Raw genomic sequence first — 16,986 nt, forward strand, 5'->3', positions numbered from 1 at the left:
ACCGCCCCGCCGGCCCGGCGGGGAGGAAGGACGACACGATGAGAGTCGAGGAGGCGCTCCTCCGGATCCGTCGGCTGCGCCGCCCGGACGCGGCCCCCGACCCGGAGCTGGCGGCCGCGCTGGTCCACCTGGACGACGCGCCGGTGACCACCCTCGCCACCGCCGGGCGGCTGCTGGCCGACGTGCCGGCGGAGAGGCTGGCCACCCCGGACTTCCCGCTGCGCCCGCTGCGGGTCGCGGTCACCGGCACCTTCACCTCCGGCACCGTCGAGCCGCTGCTGCGGCTGGCGCTGCTGCGCATCGGGATCGCCCCGGAGCTGCACGTCTCCGGCTTCGACCAGCTCCTGCTCGACCTCAGCGATCCGCGTTCCGCGCTGGCCGGGTTCCGCCCCGACGTGACGCTGTGCCTGCTGCACGACGGGTGGTTCCTGCCCGCCGAGTGGGACCCGGGCGACCTGGCCGGCCTGCGGGACACCCTCCTCGACCGGGCCGACGTGCTGGCCGCGGCCGTCGCCGGCCACACCGCCCGCAGCGACGGGGCGCTGCTGCTGCATACCGTGCCGCTGTCCCCGGTGGAGCACCGCAGCCTGGTCAGCTTCCGCGGCCGGGCCGGGCTGGGCCGGATCTGGCGGGAGCTGAACGGGCGGCTGCTGGAGCTGGGCGAGCGGGACGGGGCGTACACGCTGGACCTGGAGACGGTGCTGGTGGACCACGACGGGCCGGTCCGCGACGAGCGCCTCTACCGGTACGCCAGCATGGCCTGGACGCCCGGGGTGGAGCGCCGGTACGCCCACGAGGCGGCCACCTTCTGCCGCGCGGCGCTCGGCAAGGCCGCGAAGGTGCTCGCCCTGGACCTCGACAACACCCTCTGGGGCGGGGTGCTCGGCGACGACGGGCTGGCCGGCATCGCCCTCGGCACCGACTACCCGGGCAACTGCCACCGGGACGTGCAGCGCCGGGCCCTGGCGCTGCGCCGGCAGGGCGTGCTGCTCACCGTGTGCAGCAAGAACGACCCCGACGTGGTGGCCGAGGCGTTCGCGCAGCACCCGGACCTGCTGCTGCGCGCCGACGACTTCGTCGCGCAGGCGGTGAACTGGGGCCGCAAGGACGACAACCTGCGCCAGCTCGCCGGCACGCTGAACCTGGGGCTGGAGAGCGTGGTCTTCGCCGACGACAGCCCGTTCGAGTGCGAGCTGGTCCGGCGGGAGCTGCCCACCGTACGGGTGGTGGAGCTGGCCGGCGATCCCGCCGGGTTCTCCCGCCGGCTGCTCGACGAGGGGCACTTCACGGTGCTGGCCACCGGCGCCACCGACCGGGAGCGCACGGCGCTGTACCGGGCCCGCGCCGGCCGGCAGCGCTTCGCCGCCACCTTCGCCTCAGCCGAGGACTACCTGCACGAGCTGAAGCTGCGGGTGGTGGTGCGCCCGGTGGACGAGCTGAGCCTGCCCCGGCTGGCCCAGCTGGGCCTGCGGACCAACCAGTTCACCATGACCGACCGGGCGCACACCGAGGCGCAGACCCGCCAGCGGGCCGCGGACCCGGGCCGCCTGGTGCTCACCGTCGAGGTGGCCGACCGGTTCGGCGACGAGGGACTGGTCGGCGGGGTGTGGCTGGACCGCGGCGCCCCGGACCGCTGGGTGGTGGAGAACTTCGTGCTCAGCTGCCGGGTGTTCGCCCGCGGGATCGAGCAGGCGGTGCTGCACCGGGTGGCCGAGCTGGCCCGGGACGCGGGCGCCACCGGGTTGGAGGCGCTGTTCCGGCCGACCGCCCGCAACAAGCCCGGCGGCGCGGTCTGGCCGGCCGCCGGGTTCACCGTCGCCGCCGAGGAGGACGGCACCACCCGGTACGCGCTGCCGCTGCACCCGCCGCCCCGGCTGCTGCCGGCGTGGATCGCCCTGAAGGAGAAGGGAGACGTCCGTGCCTGAGCTGTTCGCCACCGTCGCGGACCTCGTCGCGCAGGTCGCCGACGTACCGGCCGGGCAGGTCACGCCCGAGGTGCGCTTCGACGCGCTGGCCAACTGGACCAGCCTGGAGGCGCTGCGGCTGCTCACCGTGATCGAGGACGACCTCGACGTCCGGCTGGACCTGCGCGAGTACCTGGCGGTGACCGACATGGCCGGGCTGGTCGCGCTCATCGCCGCCGAACGCGACGGGGTGCCCCGGTGAGCGCCACCGCGACCGCCGCGCCGGCGCCGGCGCCGGCCCCGTCCCGCCTCGACGACGACGACCTGGACCTGCTGCTGCTCATCCGGCACTTCGAGCTGGCCCTGCTGGACATGTTCGGCCGGGGCGAGCTGCACGGCACCACGCACACCTGCCTCGGGCAGGAGTACGTCCCGGTGGCGCTGCGCCCGCTGCTCGCCGACGGCGACCACGTGTTCAGCAATCACCGCGGGCACGGGCACTACCTGGCCCGGTTCGCCGACCCGCACAGCCTGCTTGCCGAGGTGATGGGCCGGCAGGGCGCGGTCTGCGCCGGGGTCGGCGGCAGCCAGCACATCCTGCGCGACCGCTACCTGTCCACCGGGGTGCAGGGCGAGAGCGTCCCGGTGGCCGCCGGGGTGGCGCTGCACCTCAAGCGGGCCGAGCCGGGACACCTGGCGCTGGTCCACCTCGGCGACGGCACCTGGGGCGAGGGCGCGGTCTACGAGGGGTTGAACATGGCCGCGCTGTGGCGGCTGCCGCTGCTGCTGGTGGTGGAGCACAACGGCATCGCCCAGTCCACCCCGACCAGCGCCCAGCTCGCCGGCGACCTCGCCGGCCGGGCCCGCGCCTTCGGCGTGGCGCACACCCTGGTCACCTCGACCGACACGAACACGGTGCGGGCCGCGCTGGCCCCGGTGCTGCGTCGGGTCCGCGAGCAGGGCACGCCCGCGGTGGTGGAGCTGCGCACCCACCGGGTCGGGCCGCACAGCAAGGGCGACGACACCCGCCGCCCGGAGGAGATCGGGTACGCCCGCGCGCAGGACTGGTACGTCCGCTACGCGCGGGCGTACCCGGAGCAGTTCGCCGCGCACGACGAGCGGCAACGGCGGCAGGTCGCCGAGGTGGTCCGGGAGGTCGCCGGGCGGCCGGCGAGCCGGTGGGAGGAGGCCGGGCGTGGCTGAGCGGGTGGTGGAGAACCTCAACCAGGCGCTGCACGCGCTGCTGGCCGACGACCCCGGGCTGTACCTGCTCGGCGAGGACCTGGTTGACCCGTACGGCGGGGCGTTCAAGGTGACCCGGGGGCTGTCCAGCCGCTGGCCGGACCGGGTGCTGTCCACCCCGCTGAGCGAGGGCGGCATCGTCGGGGTGGCCGGCGGGCTGGCGCTGGCCGGGCAGCGGGCCATCGTCGAGATCATGTTCAGCGACTTCGTGGCGATGGCCTTCGACCAGATCCTCAACTTCGCCAGCAAGTCCACCGCCATGTACGGCCGTCCGGTGCCGATGCGGCTGGTGGTGCGCTGCCCCACCGGCGGCAACCGCGGCTACGGGCCGACGCACAGCCAGAGCCTGCAGAAGCACTTCGTCGGCATCCCCGGGCTCACCCTGTGCGAGGTGTCGCCGTTCCACGACAACCGGGCGGTGCTCGCCGGGCTGCTCGACTCGGGGCGGCCGGGGCTGCTCTTCGAGGACAAGGTCCTCTACACCAACCGGATGTACGCCGACGGCGTGGTCGACGAGCTGTTCCGCTACGACCTGGTCGGCGCCGACGGCGACGTGGCCCGGGTCTGGGTGGACGACCCCGAGCAGTGCGACTGCGTCCTGGTGGTGCCCGGCGGGCTGGCCGTACGGGCCGTCGCGGTGGCCCGCGAGCTGCTGCTGCGCGACGACATCGTCTGCCAGGTGCTGGTGCCGTCCCGGCTCTGGCCGCTGGACGTCGACGGGCTGCTGCCGGCGGTCACCCGGGCCGGCCGGGTGGTGGTGGCCGAGGAGAGCACGGCCGGCGGCACCTGGGGCGCCGAGCTGGCCCAGGCCGTGCACACCCGGCGGTGGGGGGCGCTGCGCGCGCCGGTGCGGCTGGTGCACTCCGCCGACCAGGTCATCCCGACCGCCGCGCACCTGGAACGCACCGTGCTGGTGCAGGACGCGGACATCCACCGGGCCGTGAAGGAGGTGGTCACCGGTGCGTGACCTGATCGTGCCGAAACTCAACAACAACGACACGTCGTACGTGCTCACCGACTGGCTGGTCGACGACGGCGGGAAGGTCGCCGCCGGTGACCCGGTCGCCGAGGTGGAGACCTCCAAGGCCGCCGAGGAGCTGGCCTGCGACCACACCGGGGTGCTGCACCGGCTGGTCGCGGTCCAGCAGGAGTGCGCCCCCGGGCAGGTCATCGGGCACGTCTTCGACGACGAGGAGGCCCGGCAGCGCTGGCTGGCCCGGGCCACCCCCGCCGCGCCGGCCGCCGCCGGCGACGAGGCGTCCGGGCCGGTGCTCACCGACTCGGCCCGGGAGCTCGCGGCCGCGCACGGCGTCACCGACGCGGAGCTGCGGGCGCTGGGCCGGGCCGTGGTGCGCCGGACCGACGTGGAGCGACTGCTGGCCGACCGGGCGACCACCCCGGAGCCGGCCGTGGTGGTGGCCGCGGCGGCGCTCGCCGCCGGCGACGCGCCCCAGCCGGACGACCCGCGGCCGGTGCACCCGCTGCCCCGCTCGCAGCGGGCGGTCGCCGCGGTGGTCACCGAGTCGCACCGCGAGGTGCCGGCCGCGCTCGCCGTGATCAAGGTACGGGTGGACGCCGCGCTGGCGGTGGCCCGCCGGCTCACCCGCGCCACCCGCACCCTGGTCGGCCTGCCGGAGCTGCTGGTCAAGGCGGTCGGCGGGCGGCGCGAGGAGCACCCGTTGCTGTTCGCCTCCCCCGGTGACGGCAACACGGTACGGCTGGCCGAGGCGGCGAACGTCGGGGTCACCATCGACGTCGGCACCGGGCTGTTCATTCCGGTGATCCGCGACGTCGAGGAGCTGACCTGCGCCGAGCTCGCCGAGACGCTGATGGACTTCCGCACCCGGGCCGGCGCGGAGGGCTTCCGGGCCGGCGAGCTGACCGGCGGCGCCATCGTGGTCTCGCTGCACACCGACCCGGACGTGGTGCTCGCCGGGCCAATCGTCTTTCCCGGGCAGACCTGCGTGGTGGCGCTCGGCGGCACCCAGGACGAGCTGGCTCTCGATCCGGCCGGTCAGCTGGTCACCCGCCGGCACGTCAACATCAGCGCCGGCTACGACCACCGGGTGGTCAACGGCCGGGAGGCGGTCGCCTTCCTCCAGGCGGTGAAGGCGGCCCTGGAGGCGCCGGACCGGCTCGCCGAGGAGTGAGCGCCGGGGTTACCGCTGCCGGCGTCCGCGGCGGACGATGCGGACGCCGGCAGCGACCACCCCGATGATGAGCACGGCGCTGAGCAACTGGAGGCCCGGCGAGTCGTCGGCCTCCCCGTAGACGAAGCCGGCGGCGCCGAGCGCCACGGCGAGCAGACCGACGGCGGCGAGGACGTACCTCATGGGGTCTCCTTCTCGGGGTGGTGCGCGTCGTCGACCCACTCGAGCAGGTCACCGGGTTGGCAGTCGAGCACCCGGCACATGGCCTCCAGGGTGCTGAACCGGACGGCCTTGGCCCGACCGTTCTTGAGCACCGCGACGTTGGCGGGGGTGAGCCCGACCCGCTCGGCGAACTCGCCGACGCTCATCTTGCGCTTGGCCAGCTCGACGTCGATGCGGACGACGATGGGCATCAGATCACCGCCTCCATGTCGGTGCGCAGCGTGGTGGCCTGGCGCAGCAGCGCCCGCATCACCACCATCAGCAGGCCCAGCACGGCGACCCCGACGACCAGCAGGAACAGCAGCAGTGGCAGCCCCGGGTCGTGGGCGTGGAACCCGACGTAGAGGAAGACGCCCACCAGCACCACCCACGCGGCGGCGACGGCCCAGACGATCGCGTCGACCCAGACCAGGGCGGCGTCGCTGAAGATCCGGTCGTTCTTGACCATGGTGAGCAGCCGCCAGGTGGCCACGATCACCACCTGCACGCAGAGCACCCAGAACACCGACACGGCGGTCGCCGGCCAGCGCAGGTAGGCCATGTCCGGGTCCTCCTTCGCCATGTGCGCGAACTGGCCGGGCAGCGAGAGGGTCTGGAACACGACCAGGACCCCGAACAGCAGGACGAGGAAGATTCTGAGCGGGGCTACCGCTCGACGCTCGATGAACACCTACCGAGTGTCGCTAGTTTCCTATCGATTGTCAATCGGTACAGCGGAAGCCAGACGGCCCAGCGACGGCCCGGAGCCCTCATCGCCGGCATGCCACAGGACATGTCACTCCCACAGGTCGGCATCCTCGTTGCCGGACGCGTCCGTCTCCCCCAGAGATTCATGGAGCGCTCCGATCTCGCGGCCCGTCGGGTTGCACTCCGCGTCCGTCTCGATCAGGTGCCAGCCGGGGTCGCTCTCGCGCGCGTTCGGGTCCCCGCCCTCGTCAAGGACGCCAACTGCGGCGACGATCGCCTCGTACGCTTCAGCTCGTGCGACCAGCAGCACATCGTGGGGATCCGCGCCTGCGTCAATCAGCCGCTGGGCGGCCGCAATGTCGCTCAGGGCGCTGGCATCCATCCAGGGAGATATGGCCTCCCGCCACAGGGCGGGCGCGCGGTTACGGATCGGACACGAAACCCGATCGGCCTGCTGTGATCTAGGGTCAGCCCGTGGAGTACGGCACCTTCGGTCCCCTCGGCCTACTCGCCTGCGCAGGATGCAGTTGCCTGTTCCTGCTCGCTGTCATGGGGCTCCTCGCTGCTTGGTGGAAGCCGAAGAGTTGAAGCGGAACTCTCGGCGAGCCGGTCCGATCGGGCTGGGTACGAGGTCAAACGGCCTGGTGAGGCGGGTCTTGGCTCGGTTCGGCTGGCACGGTTGCTGTACTTCGCTGCTGTACTGCTGGCATCAGACCAGGCGCTGGACGCGGACCTTCGGGCGCTCGTTCGTGAGGTGGCCTTGCTTGTGCTGGCGGACCTGCTCGTCCCAGACCTCCTGGTCGTAGTCCGGGTTCGACGGGATCCACTTATGGGAGCCGTCGCTCTGGCGTGCTTGGGCTACTGCCACGTGGACACGGTGACCTACCTGGCCTTATTCGGACTGTCCCTGCTACTTCGCCGGGGACGGGGGCTCCGTTGGGCGGCCGGCGCGGAGTCGTGCGTCTGCAAGGGCGACTCCGAGTAGGACGACGGCAGCGGCGATGGCGGCGAGCAGTGGTGGGGCGAAGGACAGCGGCGGTGCCAGCAAGACTAGGGCGGCGATGCCGATGAGCCGGCGGATGGCGATCCGGTTGAAGACGACCTGCTCCAGCCGGATGCGGCCGATCAGGAAGAGCGCCGGCCCGCCGAGGATGACCGCGAGCCAGGCCGGATGGGATGGCCCGTTGGCACGTGACAGCACGACTTCCGAGCCGGCTGCGGCGGCGATGATGCCGAGCACCATGAGCAGATGGGCCACGCCAGCCATGCGACCGGCGGCCGCCCGGTTCGACGACATCGCGACGGCGTCGGCCAGCAGCTCGCCAGAGCGATAGTAGTAGATCTTCCACATCAGCACGGTTGACAGGAACGAGATCGCCAGAGCCGTGGTTGCCACGAGCGTGGCGGGGTGGTGGGAGTAGACGAGGCCACTTGACACCACCGTCTCCCCGAAGCGCGATCAGCAACAGTTGCTCGTGGCGCTCGGGGAGATGTCTGCTGCTGACCATTCCCCATGGGCTTATAGATGGTCGGCGCATGCCGGGTATCGGCCAGTTCCGCCGCCCCGCAACTAGGTCCACCGTGATGGCGATCAACCACAGAACGCCCCGCGCGGTTCCGTGCATCACCGCGCCAGCGAGCCAGACTACTCCGGACACACTGAACCAGATGGCCATGCGGGTGTAGAGCGCCTGTATCTCCCCGTAATCTCGCAACAGCGGCCGAAGCAGCAAGGGGCGTCCGACGTGCAGCAACACGTACACGACGGCGAAGGTGGCGCCCCGTGCGTGGGTCGCGCGCGGCAGGGCTGCCGCCATGATTAGCAAGCCGAACGCGCTGAGTAGGACCAACAGCTGAATCCAACGGTTACGGCAGTCGAACCGGCTGGTGATGTAGGCGGTGGTCGCCCACAAGTAGATCAGCGGCAGGGCCAGAATGCCCGTGAACACCAAAGAGCGCCAGTCCGGCTCCTCGGCGAGTAGCTCCGGCACCAGTCGGGTGACGACCCCGATCAGAGCGAAGACCAGCACCAGGTCAAAGAACAACTCCAGGAAGCTGGCCTGCCGGGCGTCCTCCTCGCCGCGCAGGATGCCCCCGGCCTGCACCGGCACCGATGGCTGCTCCACCCGGCCATGGTCTCGTGCTGATCATCCTGCGCGCACCGATTTGGCCGGCTCCCTCGACCGGCGGGTGACAGTGATAAGGCTGGCGTGAACCAGACACCGGACGACACCCGCGCAAGATCCCTCTGCGTTTGGGGGCACCTAGCTCGTTCGCTCTCGACCCAGGACGCCCGACAGGCGCTCGTGCGATGGCATGATCGACGCCGTACGGGCCCGGTCCGTCGGGATACACCGCCTTGGCTACTCGTGTGGCTACTCGTCTTCTGCATCAGCGGATGGCGTCTACCACTACTGAGGGCTTCACAATCGACTGTGGGAATCCCATCCTGAACAGTCCTTTTGAATGAGCAAGTTTCGCGAACGAACGTGAGACACGCCCACACGCCGAGGAGTGTTCGTTCAGCTCATCTAGGTGAGCGACGTAGAGGGTCGCTCCTTAGCTCCTCGGAGTAGAACATGACTGATCCCGACCCCGTGCTGCCGGGACCGCCGCGCCCCACGGCCAGATCATCGCGATCATCGATAGGCCCATGACCAGGTGCAACATCTCGGAGAGTCGATGCTCCGCCACCGGACAGAGCCACGCAGCGGGTGGGCGAAGGCACCGGAGCAGGTGAAAGGCGGCCGCCCCTCCGAACGCCACTGTCAGCAGCCATCGGAGAGGGGCAATGCCGATCATCGGCCCCACGAACGGTGGCGGAACCTCCGGCAGGCGCCGAACGTCAGTGGCAGCACTGGTGGTCGCTGCCCGTGGGTGCCGTGGCGCCCAGGTCGTCGTCACGGCCGGCGGCAAGGCGCGACCACTGCGAGGTTGGCCGGCCGTCGAGGCGGAACTGGTCGCCGTCGGTCCGGAAGCGCTGCGGCCACCCTTCCGGCGAGTCCTCCCAGTCCTCCTGGCGGCCGTAGACGGTCATGTCGAGCAGGCCGTACGACGGCGCCATCGCCTCGACGCCCCGCCCGGTGGTCCAGTAGGTCTCGAACACCCGGTCGCCCTGGCGCAGGTAGCACGCCTTCATCCCGAACGCGCGCCCGGCGACGAGGGAGTCGAGCGACTGCTCGGGCACCGAGTACCAGGGCGCCTGCCAGCCCATGAAGTCGCGATAGCGCTTCGTCTCCTCGAACGGCCCCTGGCAGAAGACCGCGAAGGTGACGTCGCGCGAGTGCAGGTAGGACAACTCGAGCACCTGGCCGGTGAAGAACGTGCAGCCCTCGCACTGGTCGGCGGCCGGCCTGCCCGTGTGCCACATGTGGTACGACGCGAACAGCTGGGTCCTGCCCTCGAAGACGTCGAGCAGGGGCACCGGGCCGTCGGCGCCGACCAGGGGGGTGGTCGAATCGACCTCGACCATCGGCAGCCGCCGGCGGGCCGCGGCGATGGCGTCGCCCTCACGGGTGTGCGCCTTCTCGCGGAGCCGGAGTTCGTCGAGTTGCTTCTGCCAGGTCTCGCGGTCGGTGATCGGGGGTGTCGCTGGGGTGGTCATGGGCTCCTCCTCGAGTCAGTCGCTATGAGCGTAATAGTGACTGCTAGGATCGAGCAAGTAAGAATTCTTGAACTCACCAGTGTGACGAACGGGCGGCGCGGTTCCAGACAAGGCGTAGGGAGGTTTTCGGTGCCGACTCAGCGGGGTTATCGGCAGGCGTGCGGCGTCGCGCGCGGCCTCGACATCGTGGGTGAGCGGTGGTCGCTGCTCGTGGTGCGCGAGCTGCTGCTCGGACCGAAACGGTTCACCGACCTCCAGCAGGCGCTCCCGACCGCCAGCCCGAACGCGCTGTCCGACCGGTTGCGCGAGCTGGCCAACGCGGGCGTCGTACGCCGTCGGCAGCTGCCTCCGCCAGGCAACGTGCGGGTCTACGAGCTGACCACGTGGGGTCGCGGCCTCGAGCCGATCGTCGTCGCGCTCGGCACCTGGGCGCTGGCCGCCCCGCCGAGCGCGGAACAGCTCTTCGTGAGCGCGGACAGCGCCATGCTGACCATCCGCACCTTCTTCATGCCGACGCCGCAGCAGCCCGAGGTGACGCTCCGGATCGAACTACGCGACCACGGCCCTGCCGGGGTGTTCGGCGTCCGCCTCACACCGGACGGCGCCGAGGTCACCCACGAGCCACCCGAAGAGCCGGACGCCGTCCTGATCACCACGACGGACACCCTCCTCGCCGCCTTCGGCAGCGACGACCTCGCCGGGCTCGTAGCTGCCGGTGCCGCCATCATCGGTGATCGCGAGGTCGTACGCCGTCTCGTCGCGGGCGCGCGAGTCCCGGGCGCCACAGGTCAAAGCTCAAACGGCAACCCCGGGCCAAGGGGGGCGGGCGGATAGCCGCCAGAGACTGCCCGAAAGGTGACCTATTGCCCCGGCAGATCCGGCCCGCCCTGTTTGGTCGACACTCTGGTCCGGCGTCGACCAAGGTCACGTGCACTGATAGCCGCGATGCCCGCGCTACACACTGTCACGCCGAGCTGACGCCGATGCCGCTGGGAGCCACCGCGACCATCATCGGCTGGCGGTTCGCGCCGGGCCAAGCGGACAAACCTTGCGTATACCCCGCAAACGCAACCAGGAACAAGGCAAGGCCCAGCTCAACGAGCCAGACCTCACCTCGAACGAAATGTCCAGATTGTATAGGTGGGCGATACTGGGGTCGAACCAGTGACCTCTTCGGTGTGAAGCAGGACGCCGCACCGACTCTGACCTGCGAAAACGAGAACTTGCAGGTCGTAGTGGGTGCAGTTGGATGCCGTTCAGTGCCGTTGGACGCTGTCCAACGCCGTTCATTGCATGCGTCTGCTCCCAACCTGCTCCCCCAATCTCGGCACGCGATTGCCGGTAGCGGTTTACCCTGCTCGAATGCCGAATTGTGACCTTCCGGGTTAACCTCAGCACCATCGGCAGGTCCGAGTCGAGGCGGCAGGTCATGCTCATCAAAGGGTGGCGAAGTCAAGAATCCATCGATGTCAGCCCTTTGAAGAACTTGTTCTTCGCGATGCCCGGGTGGGCCGCCATCAGCCTGGTAGCCATCGTGCCCAGAAACACGTTGACAGCGTCCACCAATTCGTTCATTCCAATCTCATAGGCCACTTCTGATGTCGAGTCTCTCACCTCGACCGACTCGCCGCGCCGCACGAAGGAGATAACGGCCGTGTTTTCAGTAAAGTCGAATTCCGCTTCACCATACCGATCTAACGCATCCGGAACTTTTTTGATTGAGGCGGCAAAGTCGAGCAGAGGCATGCTGCCCCATCGGGCACCAAGATCGAATCCGTCTACATCGAACTCGATCCGGCTCCAGAAATATTCGTACCTCAGATCCATCTCAGCAACCGCCCCTAGGTCGATCTTGTCGCCAGGTCGCCAAAGGGGGGATACCGACCTGTCCAAGGGCAAGATCACGAAATCGATAGCCAGCAAGTCAGCTCCTAGCGCCTCTCTTGATGCTTCCAACACAGAATTCCACTGACTGATCTTAGATTGGACGGCGGAGCCAGACCTCGATCGCAGATGCGGCGGCATCACTTTTGCAGGGCGTTTCATCACAGACAGGTGTTTCCGTTCCGCGCCGGCGCGCTGCGGACCTCCGGATCAGCAGCTATCCGCAACGCAATATCAATGCTACGGACAGTGACATGGTCACCGTCGATGGGAGGGGTTGCCGACGAAATCGGTCCGCAGGAAGCGATGACACAAACCCAAACCCGGGTCTGTGTCATCGCCAAGCCCAACGCGTCACGCTCAATTTCGGCCCGGCGCGTCGGTCTGCCTGAGAAGCTCCCCGAGAAGGGCACTTCACAGGCTATCGTTCAATGTGGCGCTAGAACGGATGTGCCGTACGCAGCGTACCATCCGGGTTTACGACAACCCGCACTTGCTGCGCCTCCCCACCTCCCTGAGTCCCACTCTTCTCACCAATGGGTTTCCCGAAGTCCCATTCATACACGGTCCCATCACGTCCCTGAGTATTCCTGCGAGGACGTCCACGCTGAACCGTCTGGCGGATCAGATCGCTGGAGCACCACGGCGGTGAAGGTCATCGGATAACGTGATACGTCAGGTCCTGGTGCCCGGGCGCAAATGACGTTCGGGCACCAGGCACCCAGCACCCGGTCGATGGTGACTTCGATTAATCCATGCATCCGCAGCGGAGTGCCGAAGGCCGATAATTGATCTGGCTAGACCAAGAGTGACCGCTTGTGATTGTCCCCCGTCTTCACTCTCCCCCGCAGGGGTTGCGAAGATAGGCGATCTTCGACGACACTCCCCCGGACCGTCCCGCCGGACACCGGCAGGCCTGAGCGCGCAAAGGATCCCATGCAGCCGTTGCACCCGGAGGCGACCTCACGACGTTCGGTCTGGATGTGGGTCGGCGGCGCTGCGGGCCTCGCCCTCGCACTCGCCATGTTCCTCAACAACAGCCGACCGCCCACCCCCGCCGCGACGAGCCGCCCAGCCACCAGCACCTTCGTGGTTTCCGGCGCGGTGGTCCTCGGCAACACCGCATCCTTCGCCCGGGACGACCGCGGCGGCTGCGCCGGCACCGGAGCCCACGCCGACGTCATCAACGGTGCCCCGGTGCTCATCACGACCACGGGCGGGCTGGCCACCGGTCAGCTCACCGACCCCCGCGCGCTCACGGACGGCACCTGCCGATTCTGGTTCTCCGTCCTTGGCGTGCCGACCGGGCAGGACGCCCACCTGGTCATGGTCGCCGACCGAGATACCCGCCAGTACGCCGAGCAGGAACTGACCGGCGCGCTGGTGAGCCTGCGCGTCGACTAAACCCGACCCGCCGATTAACCGCCCCAGGTTTGTGACCAGGCAGGGCAAGGAGACCCCGGCGCCTCTTCCTGGCTAGCTGGATCGGCCTCCGAACAAAATTCTCAGCCAGCACGAGGAGCCTCAGGAGACGGGGACGAACGCCACCTCTCCTGTCTTCTCTGAGAGGTCACGACGGACCGCTCGACCGCATCACCGCAGGTCAAAGCCCTCGGCTCGGTCCAGTGCCGGTGAGCCCTTCGGGTGCGGTGACCACTTCGCCAACCTGCACCCAATCTGCTCCCACTTGCAAGGCCACGGCCCTGTTGTCAACCCGACATGCTCAGGTATGCCGCGCCCTATCAGCGGCAGATCCGTGCGCGTTGCCGCAGCCGTGTCCGGGAATGAGGGTGACAGGGCTACAGATCTTGAATGGTCAGGTTGTGTCGGGTTCGAGTGTCAGGCCGGTGTGAGCGAGGAAGCCGTCGAGTAGGTCGGTGTGGTACTGGATGCTCTTGAGTCGGTTCTTGATGATCGCGAGGAGATGGTCGACGCCGGTGACGGCGAGGTTGCCGATGCTGCGTTTGAGGTGGGACCAGACGGCCTCGGTCGGGTTCAGTTCCGGGGCGTAGGCGGGTAGCCGGATGACGGTCAGCCAGTCTCGGGCGTCGATCATCTGCCGCATGGCGGCGGAGACGTGGGTGTTCAGGTTGTCCCAGATGCACACGATCGGGCCGTCGAGCTGTTGGTGGGCGGCGTCGAGCAGGGCGATGTAGTCGCGCTCGCTGAAGCTGCGGCGTTCGTTCTTGCGGCCGCGATGGGTGATCGTGCGGTAGATCAGCCGGGACCGTTGTCCGGGCCGGTAACAGGTCAGCCCGGCGATCGAGACGCGGCCGGAGCCCTTGCCCGACACCGGGACCACGGGGGTGTGCCCGCGTCGTCCCCAAGTCCGCGCTTTCGGTGGGCGCAGCGTCTGACCGGCCTCGTCCTCGAAGACCAGCCACGCCTGCCGCTGCGCCGCTACCGTTTTCCCGCCGGCCACGTCTCCCGCCGCCAGGTGATGATCGCGGCTTCGTCCCGCTCGACCGCACGGTGCTTGGGAACCTGCACCGACCAGCCCAACCGGTACATGATGTTCGCCGTCCCGCGCAGCGTGTACCGGGTGTGGAACATGCGGGCGATCAGGTCCGACACCCGGGCCAGGGTCCACCGCTGATCACTACCGAACCCGTGCGCCGCCGGCCCCTGCTCCAGGGCATCGGCCAGCCGCCGCAACCGGCCCTCATCCAGCCGACACCGAGACCCACCCGGCCCCTTCGAGGCCAGAGCCTGCTCACCACCAGCCCGCCACCGCTTACGCCACCCATACACCGCGGTCTGCGACACCCGCAACCGACGCGCGATCTCCGGCACCGACACATCCTCGGCGAACCACCCGGCCGCCTCCCGCCGTACCGCCTCACGCTTCGCCCGCCCCCGCGCGGACAACCCACCTCCATCGGGATACCTCATCCCATCGACCTACCCCAACCCCAAGCCATCACACAGACCACATCGGACGAACCTGGCCATTCAAGATCTGTAAGCGTGGCTGCGTGAAATAGCGCCGTTACCGTAACGCGATGGGTCATGGTGCGATGGAGCAGCCTCGATCCGACAAGCGGCGGGGAAGGGGACACCTATGCAACTGGTCGCGGGCGAGCCGATGGAGTACCTGGGCGGCGACATGGTCGTCGAGGTGGATCATCCGGCAGTGCGGGCGTTAGCTGATGAACTACGCGCGGCGCATCCGGACGACGTCGACTTCATGCGGACCGCCTTCGCATGGGTTCGTGACCGGATCCGGCACTCCGTGGACGCCCAGGATCCACGGATCACCGTCACCGCTGGCGAGGTGCTCAGCGCCGGCGTCGGCCTCTGCTATGCCAAGTCGCACCTGCTGGTGGCCGTGGCCCGGGCCGCCGGCGTTCCGGCCGGATTGTGCTACCAGCAGCTGACCGACGGGCGAGGGCCCTTCCTGCACGGCCTCGTTGCCGTATACCTCGCGGGCCGCTGGCATCGCCAGGACCCGCGCGGCAACCGCACCGGCATCGACGCCCAATTCCGGCTCGAGCGTGAGCAACTGGCCTACCCGATCACCAACGGATCAGCCGGCGTCGACTTTCCTGAAGTGCACGTGCGGCCCTCCCCCAACGTGATCGCAGCCCTGCGCGGTGCTCGAGACGCTCTAGAACTGTGCCGCGCCGGGCTACCCGCTACACCCTGAGCCGGGACAGCGAATGCCAGCCACGGGCAATTCGCAGCCACACACTCTTCTCGGCATGAGCGAACGTCGCCGGCCCGTGAAGCGGAGTCGTCGGGATCGGGGCGCGCGGCGCGTCCGGCGGGCGGGTGTCGCACCGACCGAGCGCGGAGTTGAGCATCGACTTGCCGGGCAGCTTCTCCGCGTCGACCAGACGATGTCGCCGGTGCCGAGGCCGGCGAGACCGGCGGCGGCGCCGGCGGTACGGAACAGGCGAAGACGGGTCAGCGGCATGGCGACCACCGAAGATCGACGCGGTGTCCGCCAGGGTCGCGGACGATCATCCTCGGACAGGAGACGCACTGGCGGTTCCGCTCGGCCTGCCCCGCCGACCAGTCGCCGACCAGTCGCCGAGACGCTTCAGCGAAGGCTGGTGGAGGACTGTTTCGTGATGGTCCTGCAGAGCAGGCCCGTCCCTGCTGTCAGCGGCAGAGCAGCGAAGACGGTCAGCCAGACCCACACATCCAGCGAACGGACAGGATCGTGTCGGATGAAATGGAGGCAGCACATGCAGCAGTGTCGAGAACGGCTGTGACGGTAATCAGCACAGCCAGCTTGACGCACCTCCCAAACGCGGGACCGGCCCACCGGTTAGCGACGGCATCGGCAACCAACAGCGGCGGCCAGACCAGTGCACCCACCACCACAAGTCCAATGAGGATCAACGCCACCAGGGTAGGCGGATACAGGAAGCAGACAGCAGCAGCGGTGGATTCGTCGTGATACAGCAGTCCGGTCGACTCCCCGGGAAGCTGACTAACCAGAACAAGCTGAATCAGAACCAGCAACCAACTCACCAGCAAGACGCTGCCCGGCATCTCGGACCGTCCAGCCTCAGGCCTCCGCACAATCAACTCTCTGTTCCTCGTAAGCTCCGCTGCGGCAAAAGCATGCAGCAATGCTCGCGGCATCAGATAACGGATCCACTGGTACCGGGTGAGGGCCAACGCGTCGGCGTAGGTGTGCTGCTGTAAGCGCCACGGCTCGCCCGCATTGGGCCGCCAGACCTCGGTGCCCGGTGGCATCACGGCCAGTCCGGCGATCGTGCCGTCCACCGCGACCAGATGCTCCATGCAGACCAGGACGGCATTGCCGTTCGGATCGTTCACACCGTCGGAAACCAGCCAGTCACCCTCAGCATCATGGACTACCGATCTGGCCGGCTCCGTGCCGTCGAGCACAGTGCGCTGGACCACCACCCCGAGGTGCCGCGGGAACCGGTTGCCGGGATACGGCCAGGCCACGCCGCGGACGACTACATCTGCCATCCGGCCAGCATGCCAAAGCCCACCTCCCACGCTTGCCCATCAGAGATCTTGGAGCCTGGTCCGGCCGGGTGGAAGACTCCGGGTGTCTCAAGCGCCCACCTCAGCGGCCCGACGGCGTACCTGTTTCAATGCCTGCGCTGCGGCGCTCACCTCGCGTCCTGGGTCATCGACTGACCCACCTCGAGCCATGCCAGTCCCACGGGCTCGGGAGCACGGCGACGGCCGCGGTGCTGTCACCGGATGCCCCCGAGCGGCGGCATGCGGGGCCATCGCGAGAATGAATGGCACGAGGACTGATGCCCTCGCCTACCCTGCTCGGGTGAAGGCACACGGAGAGGTGCGT

Annotated in this window: 19 protein-coding genes and 1 pseudogene; 8 read left to right on the forward strand and 12 right to left on the reverse strand. The window is 69.0% G+C overall.

Annotated features, from left to right (window positions below):
• The first annotated feature begins 38 nt into the window (after positions 1-38).
• From AB0I11_RS19470 to AB0I11_RS19490, 5 genes are read left to right on the forward strand one after another with little or no spacing between them, the layout of a single operon-like run.
• Positions 39-1,925 (forward strand): HAD-IIIC family phosphatase, encoded by a 1,887-nt coding sequence (locus AB0I11_RS19470; protein ID WP_357321962.1) that lies wholly within the window; start codon positions 39-41, stop codon positions 1,923-1,925.
• Entirely contained in the window at positions 1,918-2,166 is a 249-nt protein-coding gene (locus tag AB0I11_RS19475) for an acyl carrier protein (protein ID WP_357321966.1), read from the forward strand. Before AB0I11_RS19470 ends, AB0I11_RS19475 begins: the two co-directional genes overlap by 8 nt.
• A complete protein-coding gene (locus AB0I11_RS19480) occupies positions 2,163-3,107 on the forward strand; it encodes a thiamine pyrophosphate-dependent dehydrogenase E1 component subunit alpha (RefSeq protein WP_357321969.1) in 945 nt (314 codons plus the stop codon). Before AB0I11_RS19475 ends, AB0I11_RS19480 begins: the two co-directional genes overlap by 4 nt.
• A complete protein-coding gene (locus AB0I11_RS19485) occupies positions 3,100-4,113 on the forward strand; it encodes a transketolase C-terminal domain-containing protein (protein ID WP_357321972.1) in 1,014 nt (337 codons plus the stop codon). Before AB0I11_RS19480 ends, AB0I11_RS19485 begins: the two co-directional genes overlap by 8 nt.
• Entirely contained in the window at positions 4,106-5,296 is a 1,191-nt protein-coding gene (locus AB0I11_RS19490; RefSeq protein ID WP_357321975.1) for a 2-oxo acid dehydrogenase subunit E2, read from the forward strand. The genes AB0I11_RS19485 and AB0I11_RS19490 overlap by 8 nt, the downstream gene beginning before the upstream one ends.
• Positions 5,297-5,305: 9 nt before the next feature.
• Here the strand turns inward: AB0I11_RS19490 and AB0I11_RS19495 are convergent, their stop codons facing one another.
• The 8 genes and pseudogenes from AB0I11_RS19495 to AB0I11_RS19530 all read right to left on the reverse strand — a co-directional run bounded on the left by AB0I11_RS19495 (position 5,306) and on the right by AB0I11_RS19530 (position 9,809).
• Positions 5,306-5,479 (reverse strand): hypothetical protein, encoded by a 174-nt coding sequence (locus tag AB0I11_RS19495; protein ID WP_357321978.1) that lies wholly within the window; start codon positions 5,477-5,479, stop codon positions 5,306-5,308.
• Positions 5,476-5,709: a helix-turn-helix transcriptional regulator gene (locus AB0I11_RS19500; RefSeq protein ID WP_357321981.1), complete on the reverse strand. Its 234-nt coding sequence runs from the start codon at positions 5,707-5,709 to the stop codon at positions 5,476-5,478. Before AB0I11_RS19500 ends, AB0I11_RS19495 begins: the two co-directional genes overlap by 4 nt.
• Positions 5,709-6,188: a DUF2975 domain-containing protein gene (locus tag AB0I11_RS19505; protein WP_046563521.1), complete on the reverse strand. Its 480-nt coding sequence runs from the start codon at positions 6,186-6,188 to the stop codon at positions 5,709-5,711. Before AB0I11_RS19505 ends, AB0I11_RS19500 begins: the two co-directional genes overlap by 1 nt.
• A 105-nt stretch (positions 6,189-6,293) precedes the next feature.
• Positions 6,294-6,587, reverse strand: a complete 294-nt coding sequence (locus tag AB0I11_RS19510) for a hypothetical protein (RefSeq protein ID WP_357321984.1) — start codon at positions 6,585-6,587, stop codon at positions 6,294-6,296.
• A 327-nt stretch (positions 6,588-6,914) separates the two neighbouring features.
• A complete protein-coding gene (locus AB0I11_RS19515; protein WP_357321987.1) occupies positions 6,915-7,073 on the reverse strand; it encodes a hypothetical protein in 159 nt (52 codons plus the stop codon).
• A 42-nt stretch (positions 7,074-7,115) separates the two neighbouring features.
• Positions 7,116-7,643, reverse strand: a complete 528-nt coding sequence (locus AB0I11_RS19520; RefSeq protein WP_357321990.1) for a low temperature requirement protein A — start codon at positions 7,641-7,643, stop codon at positions 7,116-7,118.
• Positions 7,644-7,668: 25 nt separating this feature from the next.
• Positions 7,669-8,331, reverse strand: a pseudogene (locus AB0I11_RS19525) (low temperature requirement protein A); the annotation flags it as partial.
• Positions 8,332-9,050: 719 nt separating this feature from the next.
• Entirely contained in the window at positions 9,051-9,809 is a 759-nt protein-coding gene (locus AB0I11_RS19530) for a DUF899 family protein (protein WP_357321992.1), read from the reverse strand.
• A gap of 129 nt (positions 9,810-9,938) precedes the next feature.
• Between AB0I11_RS19530 and AB0I11_RS19535 the strand changes: the two genes are divergently transcribed.
• A complete protein-coding gene (locus AB0I11_RS19535; RefSeq protein WP_357321995.1) occupies positions 9,939-10,643 on the forward strand; it encodes a helix-turn-helix domain-containing protein in 705 nt (234 codons plus the stop codon).
• Positions 10,644-11,261: 618 nt separating this feature from the next.
• Here AB0I11_RS19535 and AB0I11_RS19540 read toward each other — a convergent pair.
• Positions 11,262-11,636, reverse strand: coding sequence for a hypothetical protein (locus AB0I11_RS19540; RefSeq protein ID WP_357321998.1), 375 nt, complete (start codon positions 11,634-11,636; stop codon positions 11,262-11,264).
• A gap of 993 nt (positions 11,637-12,629) precedes the next feature.
• On the opposite strand from AB0I11_RS19540, the gene AB0I11_RS19545 reads away from it, so the two are divergent.
• Positions 12,630-13,097, forward strand: coding sequence for a hypothetical protein (locus AB0I11_RS19545; protein ID WP_357322001.1), 468 nt, complete (start codon positions 12,630-12,632; stop codon positions 13,095-13,097).
• A 412-nt stretch (positions 13,098-13,509) separates the two neighbouring features.
• On the opposite strand, the gene AB0I11_RS19550 is transcribed toward AB0I11_RS19545, so the two are convergent.
• Positions 13,510-14,115, reverse strand: a complete 606-nt coding sequence (locus tag AB0I11_RS19550; protein ID WP_357322004.1) for a transposase — start codon at positions 14,113-14,115, stop codon at positions 13,510-13,512.
• Positions 14,094-14,585, reverse strand: coding sequence for a winged helix-turn-helix domain-containing protein (locus AB0I11_RS19555; RefSeq protein ID WP_357322007.1), 492 nt, complete (start codon positions 14,583-14,585; stop codon positions 14,094-14,096). Before AB0I11_RS19555 ends, AB0I11_RS19550 begins: the two co-directional genes overlap by 22 nt.
• A 169-nt stretch (positions 14,586-14,754) precedes the next feature.
• Between AB0I11_RS19555 and AB0I11_RS19560 the strand changes: the two genes are divergently transcribed.
• Positions 14,755-15,339, forward strand: a complete 585-nt coding sequence (locus tag AB0I11_RS19560; RefSeq protein WP_357322010.1) for a transglutaminase family protein — start codon at positions 14,755-14,757, stop codon at positions 15,337-15,339.
• Between the two features lie 482 nt (positions 15,340-15,821).
• Here AB0I11_RS19560 and AB0I11_RS19565 read toward each other — a convergent pair whose 3' ends face one another.
• The gene (locus AB0I11_RS19565; RefSeq protein WP_357322012.1) at positions 15,822-16,643 is read right to left on the reverse strand and encodes a hypothetical protein; all 822 of its coding nucleotides are present in this window, start codon (positions 16,641-16,643) and stop codon (positions 15,822-15,824) included.
• Positions 16,644-16,986: the final 343 nt, after the last annotated feature.

Origin of the sequence: Micromonospora sp. NPDC050495 (assembly GCF_040655175.1) — a bacterium.
In the GTDB taxonomy this organism is placed as follows: Bacteria; Actinomycetota; Actinomycetes; order Mycobacteriales; family Micromonosporaceae; genus Micromonospora.

What these genes read in the sequence shown, in the direction of transcription:
- AB0I11_RS19555 (WP_357322007.1), bottom strand. Translation starts at nt 14,585, where the DNA reads ATGAGGTATCCCGATGGAGGTGGGTTGTCCGCGCGGGGGCGGGCGAAG.
- AB0I11_RS19500 (WP_357321981.1), bottom strand. Translation starts at nt 5,709, where the DNA reads ATGCCCATCGTCGTCCGCATCGACGTCGAGCTGGCCAAGCGCAAGATG.
- AB0I11_RS19565 (WP_357322012.1), bottom strand. Translation starts at nt 16,643, where the DNA reads ATGGCAGATGTAGTCGTCCGCGGCGTGGCCTGGCCGTATCCCGGCAAC.
- AB0I11_RS19470 (WP_357321962.1), top strand. Translation starts at nt 39, where the DNA reads ATGAGAGTCGAGGAGGCGCTCCTCCGGATCCGTCGGCTGCGCCGCCCG.
- AB0I11_RS19560 (WP_357322010.1), top strand. Translation starts at nt 14,755, where the DNA reads ATGCAACTGGTCGCGGGCGAGCCGATGGAGTACCTGGGCGGCGACATG.
- AB0I11_RS19510 (WP_357321984.1), bottom strand. Translation starts at nt 6,587, where the DNA reads ATGGATGCCAGCGCCCTGAGCGACATTGCGGCCGCCCAGCGGCTGATT.
- AB0I11_RS19545 (WP_357322001.1), top strand. Translation starts at nt 12,630, where the DNA reads ATGCAGCCGTTGCACCCGGAGGCGACCTCACGACGTTCGGTCTGGATG.
- AB0I11_RS19495 (WP_357321978.1), bottom strand. Translation starts at nt 5,479, where the DNA reads ATGAGGTACGTCCTCGCCGCCGTCGGTCTGCTCGCCGTGGCGCTCGGC.
- AB0I11_RS19530 (WP_357321992.1), bottom strand. Translation starts at nt 9,809, where the DNA reads ATGACCACCCCAGCGACACCCCCGATCACCGACCGCGAGACCTGGCAG.
- AB0I11_RS19540 (WP_357321998.1), bottom strand. Translation starts at nt 11,636, where the DNA reads ATGGATCTGAGGTACGAATATTTCTGGAGCCGGATCGAGTTCGATGTA.